Source organism: Erysipelothrix sp. strain 2 (EsS2-6-Brazil), assembly GCF_016617625.1.
GTDB lineage: Bacteria > Bacillota_I > Bacilli_A > Erysipelotrichales > Erysipelotrichaceae > Erysipelothrix > Erysipelothrix piscisicarius.
In genome coordinates this window covers 1-24925 of the sequence record NZ_SBAR01000006.1, presented here as the reverse complement: position 1 = coordinate 24925, position 24925 = coordinate 1, and the positions used below count along the sequence as shown (strand labels likewise).

The 24925-nt window shown below is 36.8% G+C and carries 25 protein-coding genes and 10 tRNA genes; 17 read left to right on the top strand and 18 right to left on the bottom strand.

Annotation, left to right across the window (positions count from 1 at the left end; all coding sequences use genetic code 11):
• The 4 genes from EPJ89_RS05030 to EPJ89_RS05015 all read right to left on the bottom strand — a co-directional run.
• The coding region (locus tag EPJ89_RS05030; RefSeq protein ID WP_200549142.1) for an InlB B-repeat-containing protein at positions 1-1193 on the bottom strand (1193 nt) is incomplete at its 3' end.
• Between the two features lie 536 nt (positions 1194-1729).
• Positions 1730-1804 (bottom strand) — tRNA-Gln (locus tag EPJ89_RS05025).
• A gap of 150 nt (positions 1805-1954) precedes the next feature.
• Positions 1955-2257 carry a hypothetical protein gene (locus EPJ89_RS05020; RefSeq protein ID WP_125164844.1) on the bottom strand — a complete coding sequence of 101 codons (303 nt, stop codon included), beginning with the start codon at positions 2255-2257 and terminating at the stop codon, positions 1955-1957.
• Between the two features lie 53 nt (positions 2258-2310).
• A complete protein-coding gene (locus EPJ89_RS05015; RefSeq protein WP_161637116.1) occupies positions 2311-3414 on the bottom strand; it encodes an ABC transporter ATP-binding protein in 1104 nt (367 codons plus the stop codon).
• 97 nt (positions 3415-3511) lie between these two features.
• Between EPJ89_RS05015 and EPJ89_RS05010 the strand changes: the two genes are divergently transcribed.
• The 9 genes from EPJ89_RS05010 (at position 3512) to EPJ89_RS04970 (ending at position 7369) form a co-directional block, all read left to right on the top strand.
• Complete coding sequence (locus EPJ89_RS05010; RefSeq protein ID WP_161637118.1) at positions 3512-4339, top strand: helix-turn-helix domain-containing protein; 828 nt, start codon at positions 3512-3514, stop codon at positions 4337-4339.
• 93 nt (positions 4340-4432) lie between these two features.
• Positions 4433-5413 (top strand): phosphate acetyltransferase, encoded by a 981-nt coding sequence (pta, locus tag EPJ89_RS05005; RefSeq protein ID WP_125164847.1) that lies wholly within the window; start codon positions 4433-4435, stop codon positions 5411-5413.
• A gap of 243 nt (positions 5414-5656) precedes the next feature.
• Positions 5657-5732: transfer RNA gene (locus EPJ89_RS05000), tRNA-Val, on the top strand.
• 5 nt (positions 5733-5737) lie between these two features.
• Positions 5738-5813, top strand: a tRNA-Thr gene (locus EPJ89_RS04995).
• A gap of 14 nt (positions 5814-5827) precedes the next feature.
• Positions 5828-5911, top strand: a tRNA-Tyr gene (locus EPJ89_RS04990).
• A 7-nt stretch (positions 5912-5918) separates the two neighbouring features.
• Positions 5919-5994: transfer RNA gene (locus tag EPJ89_RS04985), tRNA-Lys, on the top strand.
• A gap of 8 nt (positions 5995-6002) precedes the next feature.
• Positions 6003-6076 (top strand) — tRNA-Gly (locus EPJ89_RS04980).
• 146 nt (positions 6077-6222) lie between these two features.
• Positions 6223-6296: transfer RNA gene (locus tag EPJ89_RS04975), tRNA-Gly, on the top strand.
• Positions 6297-6541: 245 nt separating this feature from the next.
• Positions 6542-7369 carry an acyl-CoA acyltransferase gene (locus EPJ89_RS04970; protein ID WP_161637119.1) on the top strand — a complete coding sequence of 276 codons (828 nt, stop codon included), beginning with the start codon at positions 6542-6544 and terminating at the stop codon, positions 7367-7369.
• A 45-nt stretch (positions 7370-7414) separates the two neighbouring features.
• Here EPJ89_RS04970 and glpK read toward each other — a convergent pair whose 3' ends face one another.
• Complete coding sequence (glpK, locus tag EPJ89_RS04965) at positions 7415-8905, bottom strand: glycerol kinase GlpK (protein WP_200549141.1); 1491 nt, start codon at positions 8903-8905, stop codon at positions 7415-7417.
• Between the two features lie 204 nt (positions 8906-9109).
• Here glpK and EPJ89_RS04960 point away from each other — a divergent pair.
• The 6 genes from EPJ89_RS04960 to EPJ89_RS04935 all read left to right on the top strand — a co-directional run bounded on the left by EPJ89_RS04960 (position 9110) and on the right by EPJ89_RS04935 (position 11035).
• Positions 9110-9185: transfer RNA gene (locus EPJ89_RS04960), tRNA-Val, on the top strand.
• An 18-nt stretch (positions 9186-9203) separates the two neighbouring features.
• Positions 9204-9279: transfer RNA gene (locus EPJ89_RS04955), tRNA-Thr, on the top strand.
• A 4-nt stretch (positions 9280-9283) separates the two neighbouring features.
• Positions 9284-9359 (top strand) — tRNA-Lys (locus EPJ89_RS04950).
• Positions 9360-9518: 159 nt separating this feature from the next.
• A complete protein-coding gene (locus EPJ89_RS04945; protein WP_161637122.1) occupies positions 9519-9869 on the top strand; it encodes a CidA/LrgA family protein in 351 nt (116 codons plus the stop codon).
• Positions 9869-10573, top strand: a complete 705-nt coding sequence (locus tag EPJ89_RS04940; RefSeq protein WP_244660807.1) for an LrgB family protein — start codon at positions 9869-9871, stop codon at positions 10571-10573. The genes EPJ89_RS04945 and EPJ89_RS04940 overlap by 1 nt, the downstream gene beginning before the upstream one ends.
• Positions 10574-10585: 12 nt before the next feature.
• On the top strand, positions 10586-11035 hold the full coding sequence (locus tag EPJ89_RS04935; RefSeq protein ID WP_200549140.1) for a low molecular weight protein-tyrosine-phosphatase: 450 nt from the start codon (positions 10586-10588) through the stop codon (positions 11033-11035).
• A gap of 8 nt (positions 11036-11043) precedes the next feature.
• On the opposite strand, the gene EPJ89_RS04930 is transcribed toward EPJ89_RS04935, so the two are convergent.
• The 13 genes from EPJ89_RS04930 to EPJ89_RS04870 form a co-directional block, all read right to left on the bottom strand.
• Positions 11044-11958, bottom strand: a complete 915-nt coding sequence (locus EPJ89_RS04930; RefSeq protein WP_200549139.1) for a permease prefix domain 1-containing protein — start codon at positions 11956-11958, stop codon at positions 11044-11046.
• Positions 11955-12296 carry a PadR family transcriptional regulator gene (locus EPJ89_RS04925; RefSeq protein WP_200549138.1) on the bottom strand — a complete coding sequence of 114 codons (342 nt, stop codon included), beginning with the start codon at positions 12294-12296 and terminating at the stop codon, positions 11955-11957. Before EPJ89_RS04925 ends, EPJ89_RS04930 begins: the two co-directional genes overlap by 4 nt.
• Positions 12297-12419: 123 nt before the next feature.
• Entirely contained in the window at positions 12420-13220 is an 801-nt protein-coding gene (locus tag EPJ89_RS04920) for a metallophosphoesterase (protein ID WP_161637128.1), read from the bottom strand.
• A 56-nt stretch (positions 13221-13276) separates the two neighbouring features.
• The gene (locus EPJ89_RS04915) at positions 13277-14050 is read right to left on the bottom strand and encodes a type III pantothenate kinase (RefSeq protein ID WP_161637130.1); all 774 of its coding nucleotides are present in this window, start codon (positions 14048-14050) and stop codon (positions 13277-13279) included.
• Between the two features lie 387 nt (positions 14051-14437).
• On the bottom strand, positions 14438-14590 hold the full coding sequence (locus tag EPJ89_RS04910; RefSeq protein ID WP_003775800.1) for a hypothetical protein: 153 nt from the start codon (positions 14588-14590) through the stop codon (positions 14438-14440).
• Positions 14587-15303, bottom strand: a complete 717-nt coding sequence (locus tag EPJ89_RS04905; RefSeq protein ID WP_237558308.1) for a hypothetical protein — start codon at positions 15301-15303, stop codon at positions 14587-14589. The genes EPJ89_RS04910 and EPJ89_RS04905 overlap by 4 nt, the downstream gene beginning before the upstream one ends.
• A 1-nt stretch (position 15304) precedes the next feature.
• Entirely contained in the window at positions 15305-16123 is an 819-nt protein-coding gene (locus EPJ89_RS04900) for a beta-carotene 15,15'-monooxygenase (protein ID WP_200549136.1), read from the bottom strand.
• Positions 16117-17103 carry a CpaF/VirB11 family protein gene (locus EPJ89_RS04895; protein WP_237558304.1) on the bottom strand — a complete coding sequence of 329 codons (987 nt, stop codon included), beginning with the start codon at positions 17101-17103 and terminating at the stop codon, positions 16117-16119. Before EPJ89_RS04895 ends, EPJ89_RS04900 begins: the two co-directional genes overlap by 7 nt.
• Positions 17078-17695 (bottom strand): SAF domain-containing protein, encoded by a 618-nt coding sequence (locus tag EPJ89_RS04890; RefSeq protein ID WP_237558305.1) that lies wholly within the window; start codon positions 17693-17695, stop codon positions 17078-17080. The genes EPJ89_RS04895 and EPJ89_RS04890 overlap by 26 nt, the downstream gene beginning before the upstream one ends.
• A gap of 64 nt (positions 17696-17759) precedes the next feature.
• Positions 17760-18080 (bottom strand): hypothetical protein, encoded by a 321-nt coding sequence (locus tag EPJ89_RS04885; RefSeq protein ID WP_161637133.1) that lies wholly within the window; start codon positions 18078-18080, stop codon positions 17760-17762.
• 82 nt (positions 18081-18162) lie between these two features.
• Complete coding sequence (locus tag EPJ89_RS04880; RefSeq protein WP_200549135.1) at positions 18163-19101, bottom strand: IS30 family transposase; 939 nt, start codon at positions 19099-19101, stop codon at positions 18163-18165.
• A gap of 139 nt (positions 19102-19240) precedes the next feature.
• Complete coding sequence (locus EPJ89_RS04875) at positions 19241-19651, bottom strand: DUF2871 domain-containing protein (RefSeq protein ID WP_125164768.1); 411 nt, start codon at positions 19649-19651, stop codon at positions 19241-19243.
• Positions 19652-19663: 12 nt separating this feature from the next.
• Positions 19664-20227, bottom strand: a complete 564-nt coding sequence (locus EPJ89_RS04870) for a TetR/AcrR family transcriptional regulator (protein WP_161637289.1) — start codon at positions 20225-20227, stop codon at positions 19664-19666.
• Positions 20228-20493: 266 nt separating this feature from the next.
• Between EPJ89_RS04870 and EPJ89_RS04865 the strand changes: the two genes are divergently transcribed.
• Both EPJ89_RS04865 and EPJ89_RS04860 read left to right on the top strand, forming a co-directional pair.
• Entirely contained in the window at positions 20494-23559 is a 3066-nt protein-coding gene (locus EPJ89_RS04865; protein WP_200549133.1) for a polysaccharide lyase 8 family protein, read from the top strand.
• Positions 23560-23608: 49 nt separating this feature from the next.
• Positions 23609-24796 carry a helix-turn-helix domain-containing protein gene (locus tag EPJ89_RS04860; protein WP_200549131.1) on the top strand — a complete coding sequence of 396 codons (1188 nt, stop codon included), beginning with the start codon at positions 23609-23611 and terminating at the stop codon, positions 24794-24796.
• The last annotated feature ends 129 nt before the right edge of the window (positions 24797-24925 follow it).

The window sequence follows — 24925 nt, the reverse complement described above, 5'->3', positions numbered from 1 at the left end:
GCACCGTTCGCATTGTATGTAATTGAATAATCAACGACTGGAACGATTGCTTTTTTCCATTGTGCATAGAATACTGTATCTTCAGTTACAGTAAATAGCGCATTGGGTTGAACCGCTTGACCCGTTCCATCTTGTGCAGTATTCCATCCATCAAATGTATAGCCTGGATTGGCTAGATTTGGAAGCGTATCGAGCACGGTATATACTGTGTTCTCCTCAACGCGTGTTCCATTTGGAACATCACCACTTAAAGCACCGTTCGCATTGTATGTAATTGAATAATCAACGACTGGAACGATTGCTTTTTTCCATTGTGCATAGAATACTGTATCTTCAGTTACAGTAAATAGCGCATTGGGTTGAACCGCTTGACCCGTTCCATCTTGTGCAGTATTCCATCCATCAAATGTATAGCCTGGGTTTGCTAGATTTGGAAGCGTATCGAGCACGGTATATACCGTGTTCTCCTCAATGCGTGTTCCATTTGGAACATCACCACTTAAAGCCCCATTTCCATCATATGATACGGAATAGTCCACAATCACAGGATCCTCAGACCAAACAGCAAATAGGTTCTCATGCCAATCCACTAATTGATTATCCAAACCCCATATATAACCACTTCCCGCGTTATCCAGTTCCCATCCTTCAAACGTAAATCCTGGCCGAACTGGTTCTTGGTAACCTTGGTCATATGTTAAAAGTTGATCCAAATAAGTTGTAATCGTGTAAGTGTCTGTACCGTCTTGAAATGTTCCGCCCTCTGCGGAAAATGTTGCAACGAAGCTATTTGCCGTGTCAAATGTACTCTTCGCTATAACACCTGCTTGTTTGTTAACCATTAAGATATGTGATTTGACCACGCCAAGATTAACATTATCGACTAATTTAAAATAAACTTTCTCCATAACATCAGCTTCATCTTCGCAAATTACCGTATCAATCAATTCAAGAACACCCGTATTGTATTCAAAATAGAGTTCGTATTCGATTGGATAGGATAAGGCTGATGGATTGGTAACCTCAGGGATAAATCCTACTTGGTATGATGGTGATAAAATATTTGAACTATGATTTCCCAAAAGATCCGCTGGACTGTAGTCTGCTTTCACACCACTGCTGATATTCACGACGTTTACCATTAACATCGTTACTAAGACAAAACTTAAAATATGTTTTCTTAAATTTTTCATCTTAATTCTCCTTTATTAGATGTATTCTCAATTTAACATCTGTTAAGAAAATTAAGATTAATATGACACAATCCTGTCAGAATTTGTAATAAACGGACATATTTTTGCTTTTTTTCATAAAATATTATTACAAATGCGTCGCATTCCTAGATTACGCTTTACCGAATCGAATCTAATTATGATTTGAAAACGTGTTCATACAAACGCATTTAATGTTTGACCGCATTCTTCGTAATTCTCAATTAATTCATAAACTTAACATTTTAGTTTTAATACTTTCATCTTTTTTTAATGAAATCTTTGGCCTTACCCTTCAATCTTCTTGATTTTAATGACACGCGATTGATCCTTACAACCCTTCCTGCAAGGAGGCATCGTATGTAAAATTTTTAATAAAGGCTATTATGAAGACCTTGAATCCATACAATGCGCTTGAGAAGAAGCTGTATTTACTAACTATTGCGGAAAAATACAATATCCTTCACCCATGAGACAAAAAAAAACAAACAATGAAATTGTTTGTTTGATTATCATATTGGCTGGGCCACCTGGGATCGAACCAGGGAATGTCACAGTCAAAGTGTGATGCCTTACCGCTTGGCTATGGCCCAATATCTTTCCGTGTTTGCTTGTTTATTATAGCATAACACGTAGGCAATGCAAGGGGTAAAACACATTTTTTTATATAATTCTTAAACTTTTAAACATTACCTTCTAAATGTGATTTTCGTTCACGATTAACAAGCCAAATAACAGCATAATCATCGCACCACATAGTGATATACAATAAGTATCAACATCGGTAAGACAATAAAAAACATATCTGTAGAAACGCTTATCAGCTCCGAACGTTGTTTCTTATGATTACTTTTAGGATGTTTTTTCTCTTTACGACCTAGAATCACATTTCCAAGTCCAACCAAGACTATCCCCAATAAAACTAAAGACGCTAAGAACTCTAACATGGAATAAAATTGAAACGGTAGAACAAAACTTAATCCATAAGTAATTGCGGAAAGAATCAAACCTAATGCTATATAAATCATATTCTTATATTCTTTCATAGTTTCTCCTTATATATATGGGAAAAAGGAGACTGAGTCTCCTTGAATAAAACCTACTTAATAATATTTTCTGAATCAATGTCGAAGAAATGACCTTTACTTAAGTTCATTGAGAGTTCAACTTCTTGACCTGAGCTATACGCTTCATTAACCCCAAGACGAGAAATAAAGTCTTGTCCGTCGATTGAAGCATGAACCATTGTTTCAGCTCCTAATAACTCTGATACAGAAATCAATGCCTTAACAATTGATTCCGGTTGTGAGTCAAGAACCAGTGGTTCATCATGAATATCTTCTGGGCGGATTCCAAAAATAACATCTTTTCCTTCATAACCATTATCTTGAAGGACTTTGTATTTTCCTTCTGGAATTGGTACATTTAGATTTTCACTTGCGATGAAGTGTCCATTTTCAACGCGTCCTTTAAAGAAGTTCATGGCCGGTGATCCGATGAATCCAGCTACGAATACATTATTTGGTGAATTGTAAACTTCTTTTGGCGTTCCGATTTGTTGTACAATTCCCTTTTTCATAATAACAATTCGGTCTGCCATTGTCATCGCTTCGGTTTGGTCATGAGTAACATAGATTGTTGTTGTTTTAAGACGTTGGTGTAATTTCGTAATTTCCGCACGCATTGCTACACGTAATTTCGCATCAAGGTTACTTAATGGCTCATCCATTAAGAATACTTCTGCATCACGAACAATCGCACGTCCAAGTGCAACACGTTGGCGTTCACCACCTGATAGCGCTGCTGGTTTACGATCTAAATAAGTATCCAAGCCTAAAATCTCAGCTGCATTTTTAACCGCCTTATCGATTTCATCTTTTGGTGTCTTACGAATCTTAAGACCAAAAGCCATATTGTCATACACTGTCATATGCGGATATAAAGCGTAGTTTTGGAAAACCATCGCAATATCACGATCTTTAGGTTCGACATCATTTACCAGACGATCTCCAATCCATAATTCACCAGAAGTAATATCTTCTAAACCTGCAATCATTCTTAATGTCGTTGATTTACCACATCCAGATGGCCCAACAAACACAATAAATTCTTGATCTTGAATTTCGAGATTAAAATCAACAACGGTATCGTGATCATTTTTGTCATATCGTTTATAAATACTCTTTAAGCTAATATTTGCCATGTAATTATCCCCTTTTACTTTCTTAAATACATTATAATAAAGCGGTTACAAATATGATATAGTATTGTTGAACAAAGAAATTGTGCAAGGAGACCATATGACATTTAACGACCTACAAAAACTCTATCCCAGTGCTCGGGTAAGCCAAATTAATAATGCTTCCGAATCAGAGTTTGTGCTTTATGACGGATATCAATATTTGATGATTAATGTTTCTGTTCTCAACAAAACAGAGAAAGACTTATTATCCTTAATGTTTAAAGAAAAAGATCAAAAATCAATGTGGTATCAGCATCTTATCAACGGTGAGGCCTTGACGCTTGCATCTACCAAGTCTTATCATTTTATCCATTTTCATGTGAAGTATCTCAATCAAAATCATGACTTGTGGTTGAAAACGTTTAAGCACTTCTTTGAAAACCCATTAGATGCTTTCTATATTAATAATCATTCAGGTCTTGTGGTTTTAGATTCACGACTTTATGACTTAGAATCGCTTAAAGGGTTTATCGCTGCCTTGGATGATGATTTCTCTACAAACACATCCTTATATATAGGTTCCGATCGAATGATGAATGATGACTTGATTGCTTTATTTAAAGAAGAAACGTTGTTATTTCATAAGTCAGGCTACCCGGCACGTATTAATAACTTTTCAAATACTTACCTTCAAGCATATGTAACGCCACATATACGTTCCAGCTCAATTGGTTCCTCCATGCGACAACTCATTTTGTCACAAGATGATATGGTTGAAACAATTATTTGCATGTGGGAACACGAAGGTAATGTAACCTCTTCAGCGCAAGCACTATTTATACACAGAAATACGCTTAACTACCGTATTGATAAATTTCATGAATTGACCGGATTATCATTACGTCATTTGGATGATCTGCTTTTAGCATATCTTCTTGTTCTATAAATTGTTCTTTTTGGTTTCTTTTTAAGCCATTTTCTTTTACTCGTGAACATTTGGTGTATAATAAGTAAATGTATATAGGAGGTAAACTTACAAATGGATTTATTTGAAGGTTTAAAAGAAAAGATTTCCGGAAAAGACATTAAAGTTGTTTTTCCAGAAGGTGTTGATGCACGAATTATCGGTGCTGCAGTACGTTTAGCAGCTGATGGACTTTGTCATCCAATCATCTTAGGTAATAAAGAAGTAATTTTATCGTCAGCACAAGATTTAGGTTTCTTGATGGATAAAGTAGAGATTATCGATCCAGAAACTTACCCTGAAGACAAAAAAGAAGCAATGGTTGATGCCCTTGTGGAACGTCGTAAAGGTAAATTAGCTAAAGAAGATGCTTACGAATGGATTAAAAATGTAAACTACTTTGGAACAATGTTAACGTATATGGGAGATGCTGATGCTATGGTGAGTGGTGCAATTCACTCAACAGGTGATACAGTGCGTCCAGCATTACAAATTATTAAGACAAAACCTGGTGTGAGTCGTACAAGTGGTGCATTTATTATTTTCAAACGTCATGAATCATACTTATTCTCAGACTGTGCCATCAACATCAACCCTAGTTCACAAGAATTAGCAGAAATTGCTGTTGAAAGTGCAAAAACAGCTGAACTCTTTGATATCGACCCAATTGTATCACTCTTAAGTTTCTCAACTAAAGGTTCTGCAAAGAGTGAAGAAGTTGATAAAGTTGTGGAAGCAACACGTATCGCTCAAGAGCTTGCGCCTGAATATCAAATTGATGGAGAATTGCAATTTGATGCATCATTTGTGCCTACAGTTGCTCAATTAAAAGCTCCTGAATCAAGTGTAGCAGGTAATGCCCGTGTATTTATCTTCCCAGATCTTCAATCCGGAAATATTGGATATAAGATTGCACAACGTCTTGGTGGATATGAAGCAATTGGACCAATTCTTCAAGGTCTAAACAAACCAGTATCTGACTTATCACGTGGATGTGTTGAAGAAGATGTTTATAAACTTGCAATTATTACTGCAGCTCAAACATTAATTAAATAATATCGGACACTCTTCGGAGTGTTCTTTTATTTTTGTGGACTCAGATTAAGATAAGAAATACACTATAAATATGCATAATAATGCTTTAAAAAGGGCTTATTGTACCTTTTAAAGAACCTTTTCACATTTAATAAAAACTTTATTCAAATATTTGAAATAAATCGACTTTTAGTGTTGACTATATCAAGAAGCGTATGGTATATTATTAAGGCGTTAAGGAATACAAACAAACGCAACAGACCTGGAGGTTTAGCTCAGTTGGGAGAGCATCTGCCTTACAAGCAGAGGGTCAGCGGTTCGAGCCCGTTAACCTCCACCATATTTGCCGACTTAGCTCAATTGGTAGAGCAACTGATTTGTAATCAGTAGGTTGGGGGTTCAAGTCCTCTAGTCGGCACCATTTTGAATAAGAATGGGGAGATAGCGAAGTGGCTAAACGCGGGTGACTGTAAATCATCTCCTTAGGGTTCGGCGGTTCGAATCCGTCTCTCCCCACCATTCTTTTGTCTCGTTAGCTCAGGTGGTAGAGCAACTGACTTTTAATCAGTGGGTCGTAGGTTCGAGTCCTACACGAGACACCATTCAAAATGCGGGTGTAGTTTAATGGTAAAACTCCAGCCTTCCAAGCTGGCTACGGGAGTTCGATTCTCCTCACCCGCTCCAATTATATAAAACCTAAATCGTTTATGACGATTTTTTTATTTGTCTCATTAGATTTCTAAATTTTTTTAATAAAAAACATATTTTTTATTCATCTCATATTTACAATTTTGATGATATTTGTTAGAATAACTAAGCAAGCAAACCTTGCGGGTGTAGTTTAATGGTAAAACTCCAGCCTTCCAAGCTGGCTACGGGAGTTCGATTCTCCTCACCCGCTCCAATTATATTTATAACAACCGTATGTACGGTTTTTTTTTGCTGTTTTTTATTCGTTTTGTATATATTCTAGTCCAATATCCTCATAGCATTGCTCAGATTCCAGAACTGATTGACTTCATATTTTTCCCTCGTTATGATAAAAGTGCTCAAGATATGTGATCGAAAGCAAAAGCAGAATTCATGTTCTGCTTTTTTTACCTTTAACTTACTTCATATCCAAGTTATAATAGTCGAAAGGAGATTTATATGATACGTATATGTGATGCAATGGATTTGGACGACGCAATAGACTATGCATGGTCTCATCAATCAAATCCTTTAACTCAATCATTTCCAAAATATAAGACAAAATCAGAACTCTCAAAAATCATTAAGAAATCGCTTTGCCTTGCTAAATTCAACGATCATCAGGAAATTGTTGGATTTGGTGCATTCGCAATTGCAGAGGACGATTGCATTATGCAAACCGTAGCAGGTATCTATGCTTCGAATGATTACCAAGCAGTGTTAAGGGCATTTATTGATTATTTAAAAGCTGCGTTCCCAAGCTATCAATTACTTTGCGGTTTTCCAATCTCAAATCAAACCGCTTTAGAGGCTTACGATGATTTCGATGCGAATCTAATCGATGATTGTACTGTAATGACCTTAGATGTCGAACGCATTCCAAAATTGAAGCACGCTACTTTGCATATGGAACCTTTACTTGAATCGAACGAACAGCGATTTAAGCACCATCACGACCAGGTAAACCCCGATATTTTTTGGTCTGCAGATAAAATATTTAGAAATAAGAAACCATGGTTTGTTTTTCTAGAAATGAGTAATCAATCCGTGGTAGGTTCCATCACATTAAAAAAATACAACCATATCTATGCAGAGGTATTTTCGTTTTATTCAAGCATGGAGTCAGCATATGAATTCTTGAACCGTTCTGTAAGGTATTGCGCAGATCAAGGAATCGAAGAAATACTCTTCTTCGTAGATACCGAAAACGCTATCGCCCTTGCTGCCGCTACAGCGAATGGTTTTAGAGAACAAGACCATTATTTTAGTTTTAAGATTTCCCTTTAAAATATTTCCTGGGTGATTTTTAAGAACAAATATAAACACACGCATTTATTGCGTGTGTTTTTTTGTTAATGTTTTTCCGATAGCACGATGCCACTCTGATAATTTAAGTTGTCGTTTCTCATCATCAATTCTTGAGTCCCACGAAGTATTTTTTGTGCGCACATCAATAAATGCCGCTTTATCTTTAAAAAAACCTGTCTGTAAGCCCGCTAAGAAACAAGCACCAAGGGATGTAGACTCCGACGTAAAGGATCGTTGTACATTCACATTTAAAAGGTCAGCTTGAAATTGCATCAAGAAATTATTGTTTGATGCACCGCCGTCAACTTTAAGGGATGTGATGTTAATGTTTGAGTCTTCTTCCATCGCCTTCATAATATCATAGCTTTGAAAAGCAATTGATTCTAACGCCGCTCGAATGATGTGATTTTTGTTTGTACCTCGGGTCAATCCAAATATGGTCCCTGTTGCATCCATATCCCAATAAGGTGCACCCAAACCAGTGAGTGCAGGAACAAAGTAAACACCCCCGCAATCACGGACTTTTTGGGCGAAGTATTCCACATCAGAGGCATCATCAATAATCCCCAATTCGTCACGCAACCATTGAATCACAGCGCCCGCAATAAACACCGACCCTTCTAAGGCATATTCTATCTTCCCATTTAGCCCAATCGCAATGGTTGTAAGCAAGCCATTCTCACTCTCTACAAATCGTTCTTTTGTGTTCATAAGTAAGAAGCAACCCGTTCCATATGTATTTTTCACATCTCCCGAATTGAAACACGTCTGTCCAAATAAAGCCGCTTGTTGGTCCCCTACAACACTGGAAATTGGAATTTGATACCCTTGAATGTTTGTATAGCCATATAAATGACTGCTGTCAAACACGTGGGGCAGCATGGACCTTGGAATATCCAATGCACTTAAGATGGTGTCATCCCACTCTAAATCCCTTATATTATAGAGCATTGTTCTTGAGGCATTTGTATAATCTGTAGCATGAATTTTGCCTCCCGTGAGATTATAAAGCAGCCATGAATCAACAGTTCCAAATAACAATTCTCCTCGATCTGCTTGTTCCCGCGCCCCTTCAACATGATCAAGAATCCATTTCACTTTAGTTCCTGAAAAATAGGCATCAACAATTAGACCCGTATGTTTTTTAATATAATCTGATAATCCGAAATCTTTGAGGTCTTCACAAATTGGAGCGGTACGACGACATTGCCATACTATCGCATTATAGATGGGGCGCCCCGTATTTTTATTCCACACAACCGTTGTTTCACGTTGATTTGTAATTCCAATCGTTTCAATATGCTCGGGTCCAATACCCGCACGCGCTAAAACTTCATTTAAAACACCACTTTGTGTCGCCCAAATTTCCATGGGGTCTTGTTCGACCCACCCTTGTTTGGGATAGATCTGTGTGGTCTCTGTCTGTGCTTTCGCAATAATATTGTATTCTTTATCGAAAATGATGGCTCGCGAACTTGTTGTTCCTTGATCTAGTGTAATAATATAGTCCTTCATGATTATCTCCTTACATGATTTTATTATACCATTCTAGTTCTGTTCTTATGTGAGTATTTGTAGGTTAAGGTTATTTTAATCCTCAATATGTGGAGAATAAATCACGTTTTGAATATTTAACCATAATATTTCATTTTTTCACTTTTTTTGCTTTACATTGTTCAGTTTGTTTGTTAATATAGTAAAGCATTAAGGAAGTAATTCGGAGGTTTAGCTCAGTTGGGAGAGCATCTGCCTTACAAGCAGAGGGTCAGCGGTTCGAGCCCGTTAACCTCCACCATTTTTTTTTGCTCAAACTGCCGACTTAGCTCAATTGGTAGAGCAACTGATTTGTAATCAGTAGGTTGGGGGTTCAAGTCCTCTAGTCGGCACCATAATGTCTCGTTAGCTCAGGTGGTAGAGCAACTGACTTTTAATCAGTGGGTCGTAGGTTCGAGTCCTACACGAGACACCATTTAATTTAAAAATATAAGCATCGTTTTCGATGCTTTTTTTGTGCTCACATCTTTCTCCATACAAATAATTTCTACAGAAAGCGATAACATCATGTTTTTTTTACACAATACTTCGGAAAAGTGATAAAATGTATGCAGTTTTATTAAGGAGATTTCTTATGAACATACTTAGTCAATTATTTTTAATCCTTGCATTTTCTTATGCTGGCGAAACACTTACAACCCTCCTTCATCTTCCAGTTCCAGGAAGTATCGTTGGGCTTTTTCTTTTATTCGGTGCACTTCAATTTAAACTTATTAAAGTCAAGCACGTTGAGGAATCTGGTTCGTGGCTTAAAAATAATATGGCATTTCTCTTTGTACCTGCAACGGTTGGAATTATGCCTTACTTTGATATTATTCAAAAATCATGGATAAATATTACGATCATCTTAATTTGTTCGACCTTGATTACCTATATCGTTACAGGTCTCGTCGCAGAGTTTTTAAATAAGAAGGGAGTGCATTAATGATGAATTCACTCTTTAACAATCCTTTATTTGGTCTTGTACTCACTTTCGGTGTTTATTTAGGTTCTCAAAAACTCCAAAAAAAGTTTAAGTCCCCGCTATTAAATCCACTTCTTATTACTTCCCTAGCAATTATTGTAATGCTCACGGTATTTGGTATTGACTACGAAAATTATAACCAAGGTGGACAATTTTTAACAGCGTTAATTGGGCCCGCAACTGTAGCCCTCGCAATTCCCCTTTATAATAATCTTGATCTCCTCAAAAAATATAAAAAATTAGTCTTGATAAGTACGCTAACCGGTGTCATTGTACACGCAGTGTGTATTCTGATTTTATCTCTAGTTTTAAATCTTGATTCTCAAATGATTGCAACTGTTATTCCAAAATCTGTAACGACCGCAATCGCCGCAGATGTTGCGCTGAGTTTAGGTGGTCTTAAGACGCTTACAATATGCATTGTGATTGTGACTGGAATCCTTGGTGCCGCACTTGCTCCAATTCTTAATAAGGTCTTTCACATCGATAATCCCTTAGCGCAAGGTCTTGCTTTAGGAACTGCCGCACATGCAGTAGGAACTTCTAAAGCAATTGAGATGGGTGAGTTACAAGGAACAATGGCGACTTTATCTCTCATTCTTACAGGACTTGTTACCGTAGCGTTGAGTCCACTAACATTGAAAATTATAACTGCTATAATATAGTAGAGGTGAATTATGAAACATATTTTATTTGTATGTCTAGGTAATATTTGCCGTTCTCCGATGGCAGAAGGAATTTTTAAAGATTTATATGGTGATAAGTATGTCGTGAAATCAGCAGCAACGAGTTCTTGGGAGCATGGAAATCCGGTCCACCCCGGAACTGCATCGATTTTAGAAGCGATGGGAATTTCCTGTAAGGGTATGACCTCTTCACAAATCACAATTGAAGATTTCTATCATTATGACTATATCATCGGAATGGACAAAAGCAATATCCAAAATCTTTTAAAAATCGCACCCAAAGGTACTGAACACAAGATTCATTTGTTTTTGGATCAAGTTGATGACTTAAAAGGACATGAGGTTCCAGATCCTTATTATACCGGAGATTTCGAAGAGACTAAGGATCTTGTTTTACGAGGTTCACACGCTTGGGATCAATATCTTAGTAAAAAAGAATAAACTTTTGTTTATTCTTTTTTTATGCTTTTAATTAATTCTCCAACTAAGGCAATTATTGGAAAGATAATCCAACCGGGATGCCATAAGTTCATGGTGAAGCCAAGAATAAGGTAAACCATTGACGCTAACCCCATTAGAATTCCCGTTATGTTTTCAAGTCGCTCTTCCCGTTCTAATGTTTCTTTTAAACTTGAAGACTGCGCCTTACTTTTAGCCCACTCATAACGTGTTGTCAGTGCATCAATATGAGTTTTATTAACACCCGCATTAATAAATAATACGACCGCAACTGCGGTAATACTCATAAACACTAAAGGGGCGTACTCGCTAACAAACAAATATTCTTCCAAATACACAACTGAAAACACTGCGATGATACAGAGGGCAACACCCAAAACAATTGAACGAATAAATGTAGGTTGATTGTCTTTTTGGATTTGATCAATTCGTTGATATTGAACTGAGTCCACAATCCCTTTATTCGTAATATCGTCATAGGTTGCATAGATCATGCCATAGTATACAAAGAGGGTTACGCCCACAATCAGAGATAAAAAGAAAATTATTAAATTATTGAAAGACGCTGTTGCGCCTACACCAACCATAATGACCGCAACCCCTAATGAAATCATCATCGCGAATCGCTTAATAAAGTTGAGATATGCTTCAACTCGTGTAGCTTCCAGATAAATATTCACTTCATCATCAGCTATGTTTAAATCTAAGGCCTCTTTCAGTTCATCAATACTGCCAAATTCTCCAATTACCAAACCAATTGCTTCCGACTCTCCTTTTCCTTCTTCAATATACTGATTGAATTTTAATTCCATTGAGTCTGTTATGTTCATTTTTAGTTTTACAACTTCATCTGTTTGTGGCAGTGATTTAAACATCACTTCGATATAATCTAATATTTGATTCATAAGGTGTCCTCCTGATTTTGTGTAAAAATATCAATAATTTCTTTTACGAGATTCCACTCAACACACTTCTCTAGATAGTATTGATTTCCTAAATCTGTAATATGATAGTACGTTCGTTGGCGTCCTTTGGTTTCGTCACCACCGCTGTAAGATTTGATATACCCATTTTTCTCGAGACGCGCAAATGTGGAATAGAGCGTTGTTTCTTTTATTATGTACTTTCGATTGGATAGCTCTTGGATTTTTTGACCAATTTCATATCCATAGGAATCATTTGTGTGTAAGATATAAAGAACAATCGTATCATTGTATCCACGCATTACATCACTACTTAACATTAAACCACCTCTACTTCATCTGTCGTAGTAAATATAACACATCTACTACGACAGGTAAAGTAGTTTTGTGATTTTTGTCCATTCTCCACAAAAAAAACCAACTGCGAATGCAATTGGTCTTGTTTAAAAATCGATGACAACAATTTCAGGTCGAGCAAAGAGACGCATCGGAAGGACATCCACCGTTCCTCCAACACCTGAAGTTATATAGATACTCATATGGTCATCATGGACCATTCCGTAGCGATAGCGCTGTCCATACTCACTATGATTCGCAGCTGGAGCATAGAGACCAAAGAATGTTAGTTGTCCACCATGGAGATGACCCGCTAATGCGATGTCAATATCAGCACCCTTACTGAGTTTGGGTGCATAATCAGGGTTATGTGTAACAAGAAGATTCAGACTGTTATCATACTCAGGAAGTTTTATTTTACCGCGTTTATAGTCATCCACACCGATGATATTCATACCATGAAATCGAACTGTTTCGTTCTTAATCACCTGAACGTCAGCGTATTTCAAACCTTCAAGCGATGTTTCAAGATCACGATAATCATGATTACCAAGAACTCCAATTTTAGGTGCTTCAATTTCTTTTAAGTAATCAAAAATTCGTGTGTTTCTACGATGTTTTTGATGAATATAATCCCCACCAAGAATGACTAAGTCTGGTTCAAGCTGATTTGTTTTATCGACTACGTTTTGGGCTGCGTGGTCCAGAAAATTACGGGCGCGATGATCGAATTGAAAATCAGACAGGAAGATAATTCGCTTTCCACGCAATTGTTCGGGAATTTCTTTTTTAATTTTAAAGTCTTTTACATTAATCTGTTTCGTTTTAAGCCAATAGTACTCAATCATTCCATAAACGATCAATACTATGACTAGGATTAAAATAAATAATATTAGTTTAAATACCATACGTTACTCCATTCATAAACTTATCGAAAGTTCGGAAACAAACTATATCATGTTCACTATTCATTGTCATTAATGATACTTGTTGATTTCAAATCCCTTCGTTGATACAGAATTCTCAATCCGTCATTCAGTAAATCAGGATTATAAATAAATTCTTTCATTTGGCTATGGATAAGTTGAGCATACCCGCCCGTAATGATTTTGGTGCATTCCATGCCCAATTCTTTCTCCATCATCATTGCAAGTCCGCTTATTTGAGCTATTAATCCATATGTAATCCCCGATTGAATACAATGCTCTGTATTGGTTCCAATTACATGGACTGGGATGTCCAACGCCACCTCCGGAAGGTGGGGAATATATTGTATTAACGCATCCAGTGATGTTTGTAAACCTGGAATAATTGCACCACCCATAAAGGAACCATCCGCGTCAATCACACTTAATTTTGATGCACTTCCAATATCTGCAATTATCATCGGCGCTTGATATTGTGCATAAGCACCAACAGCCGTCGCAATGAAATCCGCACCTATTTCATGAGGTTTATCTAATTTAACCCTAAAGTTTTTGGTGTTTTCGATTGACACACAATGAATATCACATTGAAACTGTTTTACCAAAACATCCATAATTGCTTGAGTGATACTTGGTACAACACTTGAAAGGACTACAGCATCAACCTTCGTTTCAATCGTTTCAAAAACTGAAGTATAGTATTTAAGTACATCTTTTTTTTCTGTGATTACTCTTTTTTTATAAACGCTTTCGTTATCAACATAACCAATTAGAACAGTATTTGAGTTACCAACATCGATTGTTAAGATCATAGCCTTACCTCTTTTCATAATTACCATACACCATTTCATCATATTATTCTATAATTCATGATACAGAAAATCATGTCTGTATCATGTACGTAAGCCCGAAATCTTCTAATTTCATCGGTAAGTCTATGAAGAACAAAGAAATGTTTTTCATCAGAATGATCCGGTATCGCTCACCTTCTTGTGCAACTTGAATTGAGGTGCCTTTGCACATCTCTAAATCCGATGTGTTGATTTTTATACTGTGAAAATGGTTCATTCTCGAAATCACGTGTTCCTTACACAGCGCCAAGTTATTTTGGTTTCGATTCAAATCAACAATACAAAGAAAAAAACACATCGAAAGCATCAGTATTAAGATTTGTAGGTATCCTTCAAGGGCTTGTTTCATTAATTACGTGTTGTCATTGTTTGCCACTGATTAAGTAGTGTGGTTTTGAGCACGTCTTTAAATTCATTCGAAAAGACGATCATCCCCGTAGCAATGACTGTTACCACAAGGACTAAACCATATTCCTCAAAAAATGCTTTTATACAACTCACCCCCCTTCCATAAGTGAGACAACCACAAGTCCCATTAAAAGTAAAAACAATAAGCCTACACAAATTAGTGGAATTAATCCCAGCGCACTCACATGGGTTATTCTTACTTCTTTTTTTTGATTTCGAGAAAACATTAACCAATGATGCGACTCGACAATCATGGCATTGAGCCGTATGGTTGCATCATTGGTTCCTGAAACGCTGACGCGATGAAGCACCTTCATAACCTTTCTCACCTCTAAACTATCATAGTCTTTTAGGAAATTATGATATGGACCAATCGAAGATGGCTGTACCTCAATACCTCTTACAAGTTCTTTAATCGAGCCGCGCAATGATTTTGGGGCAATGGGATAACTCAACTTAATTGCTTGATAAACCGTATTGTACGCTAAAAGGCACTGAAGTTCTCTTAACCACATTGGAAACTCATAGAGTAACAGCTCAAGTTGTTTTTTATACTGACGATAGACGTTCAAGTAAATCATTCCCTCTAAAAGCAGAAGTATTATGATACCACTCAAAAGAACTTTTCCACCAACTAAAATAAATGGAACAAGTATAAACATGAGGTTCTTATGAAGTTTCATGTACGTTGATGGATTTTCTTGTGTTATCCGTTTAAATCGATGATATCTACGAAGCAACAGCGCATCAAATAAAGGATCTTTGACGGCATGAATAAAGAAAATATAAACGAAACTCACACACATTCTAATCAATACATTCTTCCTCACAAATCCATGATGCCTTCATCCCTTTCATGGTTTCCATCAATACAATTAAAATTACGATAAGAAATCCAGTCACTGTGTATTGGTAAAACAAAGAATGACTAATGGGTACGGTCTCACGTAGCATTCCAATTGAAAGATAAGCAATCCCTACACTCATTACTATAAGAAGCAAAACTTTTAATCGCATTCCCAAAAGTTCTTGATTTAACTTCTCAGTGTATACCTTCCATTGATCGAGATCTTCCTCATAACTAAGAAGTGCGTGATCAAGACCCGCATTTCCATATGTTTCAGCCATCTCCATGATCACCGCAAGTGTCACAACTAAGTAATGTGGAGAGACGCGTTTATAAGCTTGTATCAATGATTCTCCCGAATTTATCGCCTCTAGAATAACTTCGGTATAGCAGTGAAATTCAGGTTCGATGCTTGCAAGGTGTTCTAAGCATGGCAAGGCTTTCTCCCAGTTTCGAAAAAAAGATGCATTCGAACTTAAAAATAGATACAGTGACTCAAAGGCAATTTTCTGATTTTGATAACAGCAAAGAATGTGAAGTTGAAACACACCACAACATAATGCGAATCCACTTAGGAGTAGAATGAGAGTGGCTTTTAGTTTGAATATCGTCCCTAGATAAATAATCAACAATAATAAAATCGCTCCCATAAGATACAATGTGCACATTTTATCCATGCCGGTATAAAGATGTGGTTTTGTGATGCGTTTTATTGCTTGACTAAAATCACTACGATTTTTGTAGATATAAATTAGTAAGATTCCTATAAGTATCACCATTTGACACCATACAATTCTGCTTTTTCTTTAATCAACTCTGGTATTTTGGCCTGAAGCCGTTTTCCTTTAAAAGAATAGAGACGATAGTGACCTTCTCGTGTAAAAACTACAATTTCACGAATAAATCGTTGAATGCCATTCGCGCATATTTTTAAATCAATATGAATCCCAATATTAATCGCGTCAAATATTTTCTGTTCATTGATGTATTCTGTAACAGGTGTCATTTGCTGAATACGATCTGGTATTTCCATTGCACTTCGAGCATGCACTGTACTCATTACACTTGCACCCGTTGAAATACATCTCAATAAATCAACAATCTCAGCACCGCGAACTTCACTCAATAATAGCCAATTCGGTCTTTGTCGCAAACACGCTTTAATTGCATGCGAATAGCTAAATCGTTCATCAACCTTAATTTCAACAGTATCGAGCGTTGGGTAGATTTGCTTAAGATGCAATTCATAAGAATCCTCGATTGTAATAATTCGTTCATCACGACTAATATATCCCGCTAAAAACTTTATAAGTTCTGTTTTCCCAGCTCCAGGCAGTCCACTCACTAAAATATTGCACTTAGACCGAACTGCATATTTCAGAAATTTTAACGCCGATATGCTCATATATGAGGAAGCCCCAATATACGCTTCACTTAAGCGTAGTTTATAAGTTGTCTTTCGAATCGAAACGCTTAAAAATCGGGTAATGCTTGGATGAATCACACTTATCCGCAAATGATTAAAATCCGTTTCTAAGACAGGGTGTTGCTGATTAAAGGGTAAATTAACGATGTTTGACAGACGTGAACAAATCCTCCACATGACTTCGTGACTGGAAAAATTACGATGAACGAGTCTACCTCTCACAAGATCATCGATCCATAAATCAACGCCATTAAAATTAATATCTGTAATATTTTCATCTTCCACAAAGGGGGTTAAGGGTCCAAAATCAAAGATTGATGTTAAAATGTTCAACCACCTCTTTTTGTAGATCATTAATAACGTGAGGAATCCCGCTACAAATAACGACTGACAAGTCACCCATTTCCAATGCTTTATGAACAATATTCTCTAATTTTTGCGGGATTGCAAAACTAAGTACATTGGGTTGTTTTCCGGCTTCAATCTCATGTCCATCACGATCACGTACATTCACAATACGCACTCCTTTTAATAATGGAATTATCTTTCCTGATCCATCAAACTCTCGCACTCGTACGCTTAGATTCACGTAATCACCGGCCCTCAAGAGATTACCACCCGTATTTACCATTGATGCTTCCGCACTCATTAGCACCTCTTCAGGTTCAAGTAATAATAGCGGCTTACCTTGTGAATCATCAAAATGCTCAAAATCACGACGATCCAAAATTTGCCCTTTGTAAAGAGTATGACCTAAACGTACATATCGTCCAACGATATTTTCCTTTGTACGGATCATCGTTTCATTAAGAATTTTCTTTGGAATTGATATTTCTTCCAAATGATGCGCTTCAATTTTTTCTCGTTGCACTAAATCCGTATTAAGACGATATACTTTTTCAAATTGACACCGAATTCGCGTCATAATTTCAACCAAACTCCCCAGCATAATAATAGATAGCACCGCCAAAAAGACTCGTTTTTTTATACTAAAATCCCTCCTCAATCATTAATTCTCCAAAGGTAACTTCCCAGCCTCCTATTTTTGTTTTATACATGACTTGGATTAATTTTGGATAAAAATGGTATGTAATATCAAGAACCTCCCCCTGTTGATCTTTCATAAGATTTAAAAACTTCGACTCGAGATGATCAGTGGGTTGCATTTCTGTCATTAACGTTTCTAAAGCATTGCGATATTGGAATCGTTTTTGTTGGTATTCACGCTTAAAGACAGAATAGGAAACCATCAGGGCCAAGAGCATCATCATCACAACAGTATAGCCATACGCTAAAACAATACCTTTCATAAATCACCCACTTCTAATTAATTCAAAATCATTGATTTCCCTTTTAAAAATAAAAAAACAGACTTTCGTCTGTTTTCTTTTATCAAATCTCAACCGCACCACTTTTACTTTTATTAAAGTCTATCTCATAGGCCGTTTTGAAGTCAAATATTTTTCGCGGCATTGAGTTAATTTTGAAGCAAATATCATCAAGATATTGTTGCGCTATATCATACATTGATTTTCCTTTTGGTATAAACCTTCTCACGATTGCATTCGCTCGTTCATTGGTTCCACGTTGAAAAGAACAGTATGGATCACACTTATATAGTTTCACACCCAACCGCTTGGCTGTAATTCCTAATGTTTTAAATTCAAGTCCATTATCTACTGTTATCGATTTCGTGGTTATATTATTCTCTTCAATAAATTTTCGAATTAAGTTTGATGTGTAATAGTCATATCGATATTCTGCTTTAATAAGCCAGGTCATTCTTGAGCAGCGGTCTACAATGGATATAATCGCTGCAGATTCATGTTTCTTACCGATTATAGAGTCGATTTCGAGATGGCCAATCTCGTTACGTTTCTCAATGTATTTAGGTCTAAGGCTAATTGGAAGTACTGTTTTCTCTTCCAAGTTCCATCTAAAGTGATTCATCATTCCACTAATTCTCTTTTTACGTTTTCGACGTTTATAGCACATTCTATTTGGTTTTATATCAAGTTTACCTTGATTAATCCAGTTATAGACTTGCTGCGATGAAACACACGGTTTATATGGATGATATCGTTTATAGTTACTCAAGCATACTTCTACCGAATGAACTTTAGGATCATAGTGAGAATGCAGATATTCGATTAGGTGGGAATATTTTTCTCGAATATCAATCGTTCGTTTCTTATAGACATTATTTTTATATCTAGAAATCGTAGAATGAGATATATTGAGTTTACGTGCTGCCTTGCGCATAGAGTAGCCGATGCTTAATAGAATATCAATTTGGTCTTTCATTTTTTTATCTAATTGTTTATACTTCATATGGGAGCTCCTTTTAGTCGGGTGGGCTCCTTTTATTATACAAAAACAACCGCACCTTGGGTGGTGCGGTTGAGATTTGAATTTAGGAAAAACACCAATACTTGGAACTAGGTCAGTTCCGTTCCAAGTATTGGTGTTTTTATTTGGCTTCATGTCGTAATATTGTGAAGAAATACATAAGTCCGACGGTCAAGATAATATGACTTAACCCTGCTAGACCTGAGATTGCTGCCGACATTCCCGAAGATAAGGAAAGATTTAGAACCTCGGTGATGCCACGAACGGAAAGCATTAGGGTTGTACTTACAACACCTAAGTTATAGGTAATGTAGAAGCGATTCCACTTTGGATTTTTATCAAGATCAAATTTAATAAAGAACAAAGCAACAATGAGCGATAAAATCATACCCAATACCAGTAAATGCGGATGAATGAGACTTAATCGTGTAAATCCCGTAAAACCTTGAAACTTCGTAAATTCACGGTAGAATACTCCACCAACAAGTCCTGCAATTAGATATGCAAAGGACGTATTAATCATCTTTTTCATAGAAACCTCTTTCTACTCATATAAGAGTCGTTTTAAAACTTCCGCAAGAAAGTCAATGTTTGGACTTCCTTTACGTAATGAGATAAAGATATGAAGAAATACAAAATCTAACAAACCATCTTGAGTAAACGAATCTGTAAATGCTGTGGGTTTGATTGTTGGATCTTGTTTCAAAACAACCAAAAGACCCGCACGAATATGATCAACATATTGCATGCCGACATGATGTCCCTTCATTTTTGCTTCTTGATTCATAATCTCCACATGACTCATAAATAAGGAATTGAACTCATCCATATGATGGCGTATCCGCTCATAGATTTGTTCAATAAAATTAACAAAACTGATATTTGTATCAACATTACAGATATCATCATAAAAAACTTGTTTCCAAAAATCTTCGATGACATCTAAAATCAACTTATTTTTTGATGGGAAGTAATTATAAACAGATCCAATGGAGACTTCTGCTTTTTGGGCCAAGTTCCGCATGTTTAATTGATCCAAGCCATCTTTAAAGACAATATCTTTCGCAACTTCAAGGAGCGATTCCTTACTTATTACTGCTTTTTTCATCTAATCACCTCATTACTGAACAGTGTTCATTATACGCCCGTCTTGATAGGGTGTCAACGAAATTGAATTCAGAAAACACCACCCTTTTACACTTACTATCTTATCATAAAGTTCTTAACGATTATCATGTTCGTCAAAAAATATGAGATTTTCACAAAACCGGTTCACCTAAATTTGAAAAAGGTGTTGACACAATGTAACCGTTAACATATAATTCGTTTGTAAACCGGTTTAGGACTAATCTTTAAATTTGAATGGAGACGAAAATGAAGAAACATATGAAAAAAGTGTTCACATTTTTAATGACGCTTGTTGTGTCATTATCGATGGTTGGTGTGCGCAGCGTTACAGCAGATCATAACGATATTGATAAAATTAACCGTAATTATCGTGAATACTTACTTGGGAATGAAACAATTAATAACGATGCAGTCAATGAAAAGAAAATTACATCAATCTACACAAACGGTAAAAAAGCAATGGAATCTATCGTGGGTCATGATGATGAATACATTTCAGGTTTAGTCTTGCGTGGTGGTGGCAAAACCGACCATGACTTGTCCACAAACTTACAAAAATCCTATCAACAACTTAATGCAATTGCCTTGGCTTACTCGATGCCAGGTTCTAAAAACGCTCTTTACCAATCCCCTGAAGCGTTAACGGCTGTTTTAGATGGTATTAAGTGGTTGGGAGATAACTACTTTAATAAAATGGATACGGGTTATTATGGCAACTGGTACAGTTGGGAAATTGGTGTACCACAGAGCCTTTCAAACATCATGTTTTTACTTAGTGATGAAATTGAAGCAGCGCTTCCAGGATTTATTCAAGAATCAGTTATTGCGATGGATTCCTATATCCGTGGTGATGCGAAACCGGGTGACCCTACCATTGGCGATGTAAACCTTGATGCACGTCAACATACGGGTGCAAACCTTACAGACATCACATTCAACCGCATTCTTCAAGGTGCTGTACTTAAGGACGAAGCACGAATTAGTAAAGCCGTTGAAAATTCGATGACCGTATTCAGCACCATCGATCCAAGTAACCTTCAACATGGTGTTACCGATGGTTTCTATGAAGATGGATCATTTGTACAACACTCAACCGTTGCCTATACGGGTTCATATGGAAAAGTATTACTCGGTCGTATTGCACAACTTGTAACAGTACTAGATGGTACAAAATGGCAAAATGATACCTTATTGGATACCGTGCAAGAGTGGATCTATCGTGGATTTGCACCAGTGATGTATGAAGGCTATATGATGGAAATCGTAAAGGGCCGTGCTGTATCACGTACCGGTTCAGGTTATGGTGATGCATCAAGTGTTATTGAAGCATTTGTGCAATTATCCCAAAGCCTCCCTCAAGCGGAACAACTGAAACTTCAAAGCTATATTAAATACTTAATTGAAAACATTCGTGCAACCATCAATCCTGCAACATTTGTATCAATTCAAAATATTGCAGCTTATGAAGCAATTGTTAAGAATCAAGACATTCAAGCGCTGAATCCATTAGAAATAAACGATCACTATGCATTTAACTTAATGGATAAAGCAATTCATACGCGTGAAGGTTTTGCCTTTGCCCTTTCAAGAAGCTCAAATCGCATTTCAAAATATGAATACATGAGTGGTGAAAACCTACGTTCATGGTTCCAAGGAGATGGTGCATACTACCTCTACCAAAGTGGAAACGATCAAACAAGCATGCACGGGATTAATTTCTATGCAACCGTTGATCACCATAAATTACCAGGAATTACCACGGTGAATGAAGTGCGTCAGACCATTCCAGAACTTTACGGAAAAGATTTCTATGACCGTGCTGAAGGGTTTGAAGCAGGATCCATTACGCAAAATAAATATGTCTACTTCCCATTGGGTACAAATGATTACTCAGGTGATGTGAAAATGGGAATCTATGGTGCGTCCGCAATGCAATTGGGTGATGATGAAGCGTATGCTGATGCGCAAGCAGGATTGCTCCCAGAAGACTTTAAAGTCTATAAAAATGCGGAAGCAAATAAATCATGGTTTATGTTTGATGATGAAATTGTCGCTTTAGGTTCAAACATTCATGATGAAAAGCAACGCGACTTAACAACAACCGTTGAAAATCGTATGTTTGGTGCTGACGATGTGATTCGCCTCAAAGGTGAAACAAAGGATGGAATCCAAACGTTAGAAAACGGTGTTCAAAAAGGATTAAAATGGCTTGCAATGGGTACCGAGGGCGTCAATAAAGACACCGGCTATGTATTCTTTGGAAACCAAGATGTAACTGTAAGCACATCAACTAATACCCAAAAATATTCTTACGTGCGTAATAAAACTGTGGGTGCTGCGGATAAAGAAGTAACTCAACAATTCGCAACCGTAACGTATGATCATGATGGTAACGAAACAAGTCAATATGCTTATGCGATTTTACCCAATGCAACTGCAGACGAAACGGAAGCGTATGCGAAAGCAAATCCAATTGAAATCCTTGCACAAGAGGATGGCGTTCATGCGGTACGTCAAAAAGATCTTGGTATGACAGGATACGCATTCTTTGATGAAGCAAATCATACGGTGGAAGATCTAAGCACAAGCAGTAAAATGATTGTGATGCGTAAAGGCTTAACCTTTGCAGTTCAAGATCCAACGCATCAACAAACCAACGTTTCATTTACTTTAGATGGAACTTATGATGTGGTATCAGGTAATGGTAGTGCCGTAATTGAAAATGGCAAAACATACATTACCGTGAACACTGAAAATAAAAACGGTGTATCGCAAGATCTTCAGCTTGAAGCCGTGACGGTAACAACACCTGAAGAACCTAAACCAGAAGTTAAACCTGAAACACCGAAAACATTAACACTTGTGGATGATGCGTCCAATGTGGTGATTACCTATACGGAAGGTGATCTACCTGAAAACACAACCTTAAGTGTATCGGTCAACAATAACCTCGTCGTTGACGGATTAAAGAATACAGTCGGCTATGACATTACGCTTCGAAGTGATGGCAGTTCTGTACAACCAAAAAATCCAGTTAATGTTTCAATTGAACCGAAAAAATCTCTCGATCGTGCCACCCTACAGGTGTATCATGAAACTAAAGACGGATTTGAATCGCTTGCATGGGTTGCAGATGGAACACGTATTGCCTTTGATACAGCATCCTTCTCGCTCTTTGCCTTAGGCGAAAAAGATGTTAAGGTATTGCCATCAACCGGTGTTACACCTCAAAATGTCCTACCATTTGTCGGGGTTCTCGTTGTAGTTGGGGGATGCTTTATCCTTTACGGAAAACGTAAAAACAAAAAATAATATATCGAAAAAGCACATGTGTGCTTTTTCGTCTTATAGGAGGTAAGCAATGTATCAAAAAACTACAGGACCGCAGTTTTTAAAATACGGTCATGCAACCGATAAACCCAGCACCTATCCGGTCATTTCAAAAATTCTAGCAAATAAAAAACCCAATGCGCTTACAGCAGTCTCAGAGGCAACAAACATTCGTGTTGTGGAAGGTATTGCGGTTATTTTGGTTGAGGATCCGGAAGGAAACCGCGAACGGTTTGTTATTCATCGAACGGCAGTAATTCACCCTCACATTCGTTATGCTTTGATGCCAATTACCCAAAGTGCAATGGTTGAAATATCCTATCAAACTGAAGGTCAACCAACCATGATTGAAACCAGTTTGGAAGCGGAAATTGAATATGTTTCCATCAAACCACAATTTAGTGTCAGTGAAATCTATTCCTATTACTACAATGTAAAGGGGAAAAATTATCACTTTGAAGGTGAGGCCCATAAATATTGGGAACTTACGTATGTGGATGCAGGCGTTTTAACAACAGAAATTGAAGGTAAATCCTTTACATTAGAAAACCAAGAAATGATTTTATACTTTCCAGGTCAATTCCATACTCAATCGGTATTGGGAGAAAATGCATGTTCATACCTAACCATCATGTTCGATATGAATATGCTCCCCAAATCCATTGCACACATTCAAAATCGTGTTATGGGTTGTGGTAATGAACTGTATACGTTAATGAATCATTTTATTCGCCAATCCACCATTCTTGAACAAGAACAAAGTCCTTTTGCGAAAGATCTGATGGTTTCATATCTTCAAGAAATTATGATTCTTCTATTTCAATACGATGAACCAACAAGTAGCCACAACACATCCAACCCCATTCAAGTTAATTTTGAAAATGAAATGATGGATGAAATTTATACATATATTCAAGCAAACATTCATCGACCTTTATCCGTTGAAGACATCTGCAATCAATTTGCGATATCCCGTTCTGCTTTACAATTACTTTTTAATAAGTACTTTGATATGCCACCAAAACAGTATATCAATGAACAAAAACTTGAACGTGCGAAACATTTAATCCTTGAAGGCAAGTATCCGATTACGGATGTTGCTTTAAAACTTGGATTCAGTTCGATTCATTATTTCTCGCGAAAGTTTAAACAACACTTTGGCTTTGCCCCAAGTGAATATGCGCAAAAAATCTATACACAAGAAAAAGGTCCTCGCTAATGTGGAGTAGTAAACTAAAAGTAGACAAGTAAAAAAGACTTGTCTACTTTTTTTGTGTAATAATTAAATCAAAGATAAAACGGAGGTATTAATGATGGGAAGACCCAAAGGTGGATTAAATAATAAATG

Coding starts and splice junctions, on each gene's coding strand:
- EPJ89_RS05020 (WP_125164844.1), bottom strand. CDS start 2,257: ATGAAAGAATATAAGAATATGATTTATATAGCATTAGGTTTGATTCTT.
- EPJ89_RS05015 (WP_161637116.1), bottom strand. CDS start 3,414: ATGGCAAATATTAGCTTAAAGAGTATTTATAAACGATATGACAAAAAT.
- EPJ89_RS05010 (WP_161637118.1), top strand. CDS start 3,512: ATGACATTTAACGACCTACAAAAACTCTATCCCAGTGCTCGGGTAAGC.
- pta (WP_125164847.1), top strand. CDS start 4,433: ATGGATTTATTTGAAGGTTTAAAAGAAAAGATTTCCGGAAAAGACATT.
- EPJ89_RS04970 (WP_161637119.1), top strand. CDS start 6,542: ATGATACGTATATGTGATGCAATGGATTTGGACGACGCAATAGACTAT.
- glpK (WP_200549141.1), bottom strand. CDS start 8,905: ATGAAGGACTATATTATTACACTAGATCAAGGAACAACAAGTTCGCGA.
- EPJ89_RS04945 (WP_161637122.1), top strand. CDS start 9,519: ATGAACATACTTAGTCAATTATTTTTAATCCTTGCATTTTCTTATGCT.
- EPJ89_RS04940 (WP_244660807.1), top strand. CDS start 9,869: ATGATGAATTCACTCTTTAACAATCCTTTATTTGGTCTTGTACTCACT.
- EPJ89_RS04935 (WP_200549140.1), top strand. CDS start 10,586: ATGAAACATATTTTATTTGTATGTCTAGGTAATATTTGCCGTTCTCCG.
- EPJ89_RS04930 (WP_200549139.1), bottom strand. CDS start 11,958: ATGAATCAAATATTAGATTATATCGAAGTGATGTTTAAATCACTGCCA.
- EPJ89_RS04925 (WP_200549138.1), bottom strand. CDS start 12,296: ATGTTAAGTAGTGATGTAATGCGTGGATACAATGATACGATTGTTCTT.
- EPJ89_RS04920 (WP_161637128.1), bottom strand. CDS start 13,220: ATGGTATTTAAACTAATATTATTTATTTTAATCCTAGTCATAGTATTG.
- EPJ89_RS04915 (WP_161637130.1), bottom strand. CDS start 14,050: ATGATCTTAACAATCGATGTTGGTAACTCAAATACTGTTCTAATTGGT.
- EPJ89_RS04905 (WP_237558308.1), bottom strand. CDS start 15,303: ATGTGTGTGAGTTTCGTTTATATTTTCTTTATTCATGCCGTCAAAGAT.
- EPJ89_RS04900 (WP_200549136.1), bottom strand. CDS start 16,123: ATGGTGATACTTATAGGAATCTTACTAATTTATATCTACAAAAATCGT.
- EPJ89_RS04890 (WP_237558305.1), bottom strand. CDS start 17,695: ATGACGCGAATTCGGTGTCAATTTGAAAAAGTATATCGTCTTAATACG.
- EPJ89_RS04885 (WP_161637133.1), bottom strand. CDS start 18,080: ATGAAAGGTATTGTTTTAGCGTATGGCTATACTGTTGTGATGATGATG.
- EPJ89_RS04880 (WP_200549135.1), bottom strand. CDS start 19,101: ATGAAGTATAAACAATTAGATAAAAAAATGAAAGACCAAATTGATATT.
- EPJ89_RS04875 (WP_125164768.1), bottom strand. CDS start 19,651: ATGAAAAAGATGATTAATACGTCCTTTGCATATCTAATTGCAGGACTT.
- EPJ89_RS04870 (WP_161637289.1), bottom strand. CDS start 20,227: ATGAAAAAAGCAGTAATAAGTAAGGAATCGCTCCTTGAAGTTGCGAAA.
- EPJ89_RS04865 (WP_200549133.1), top strand. CDS start 20,494: ATGAAGAAACATATGAAAAAAGTGTTCACATTTTTAATGACGCTTGTT.
- EPJ89_RS04860 (WP_200549131.1), top strand. CDS start 23,609: ATGTATCAAAAAACTACAGGACCGCAGTTTTTAAAATACGGTCATGCA.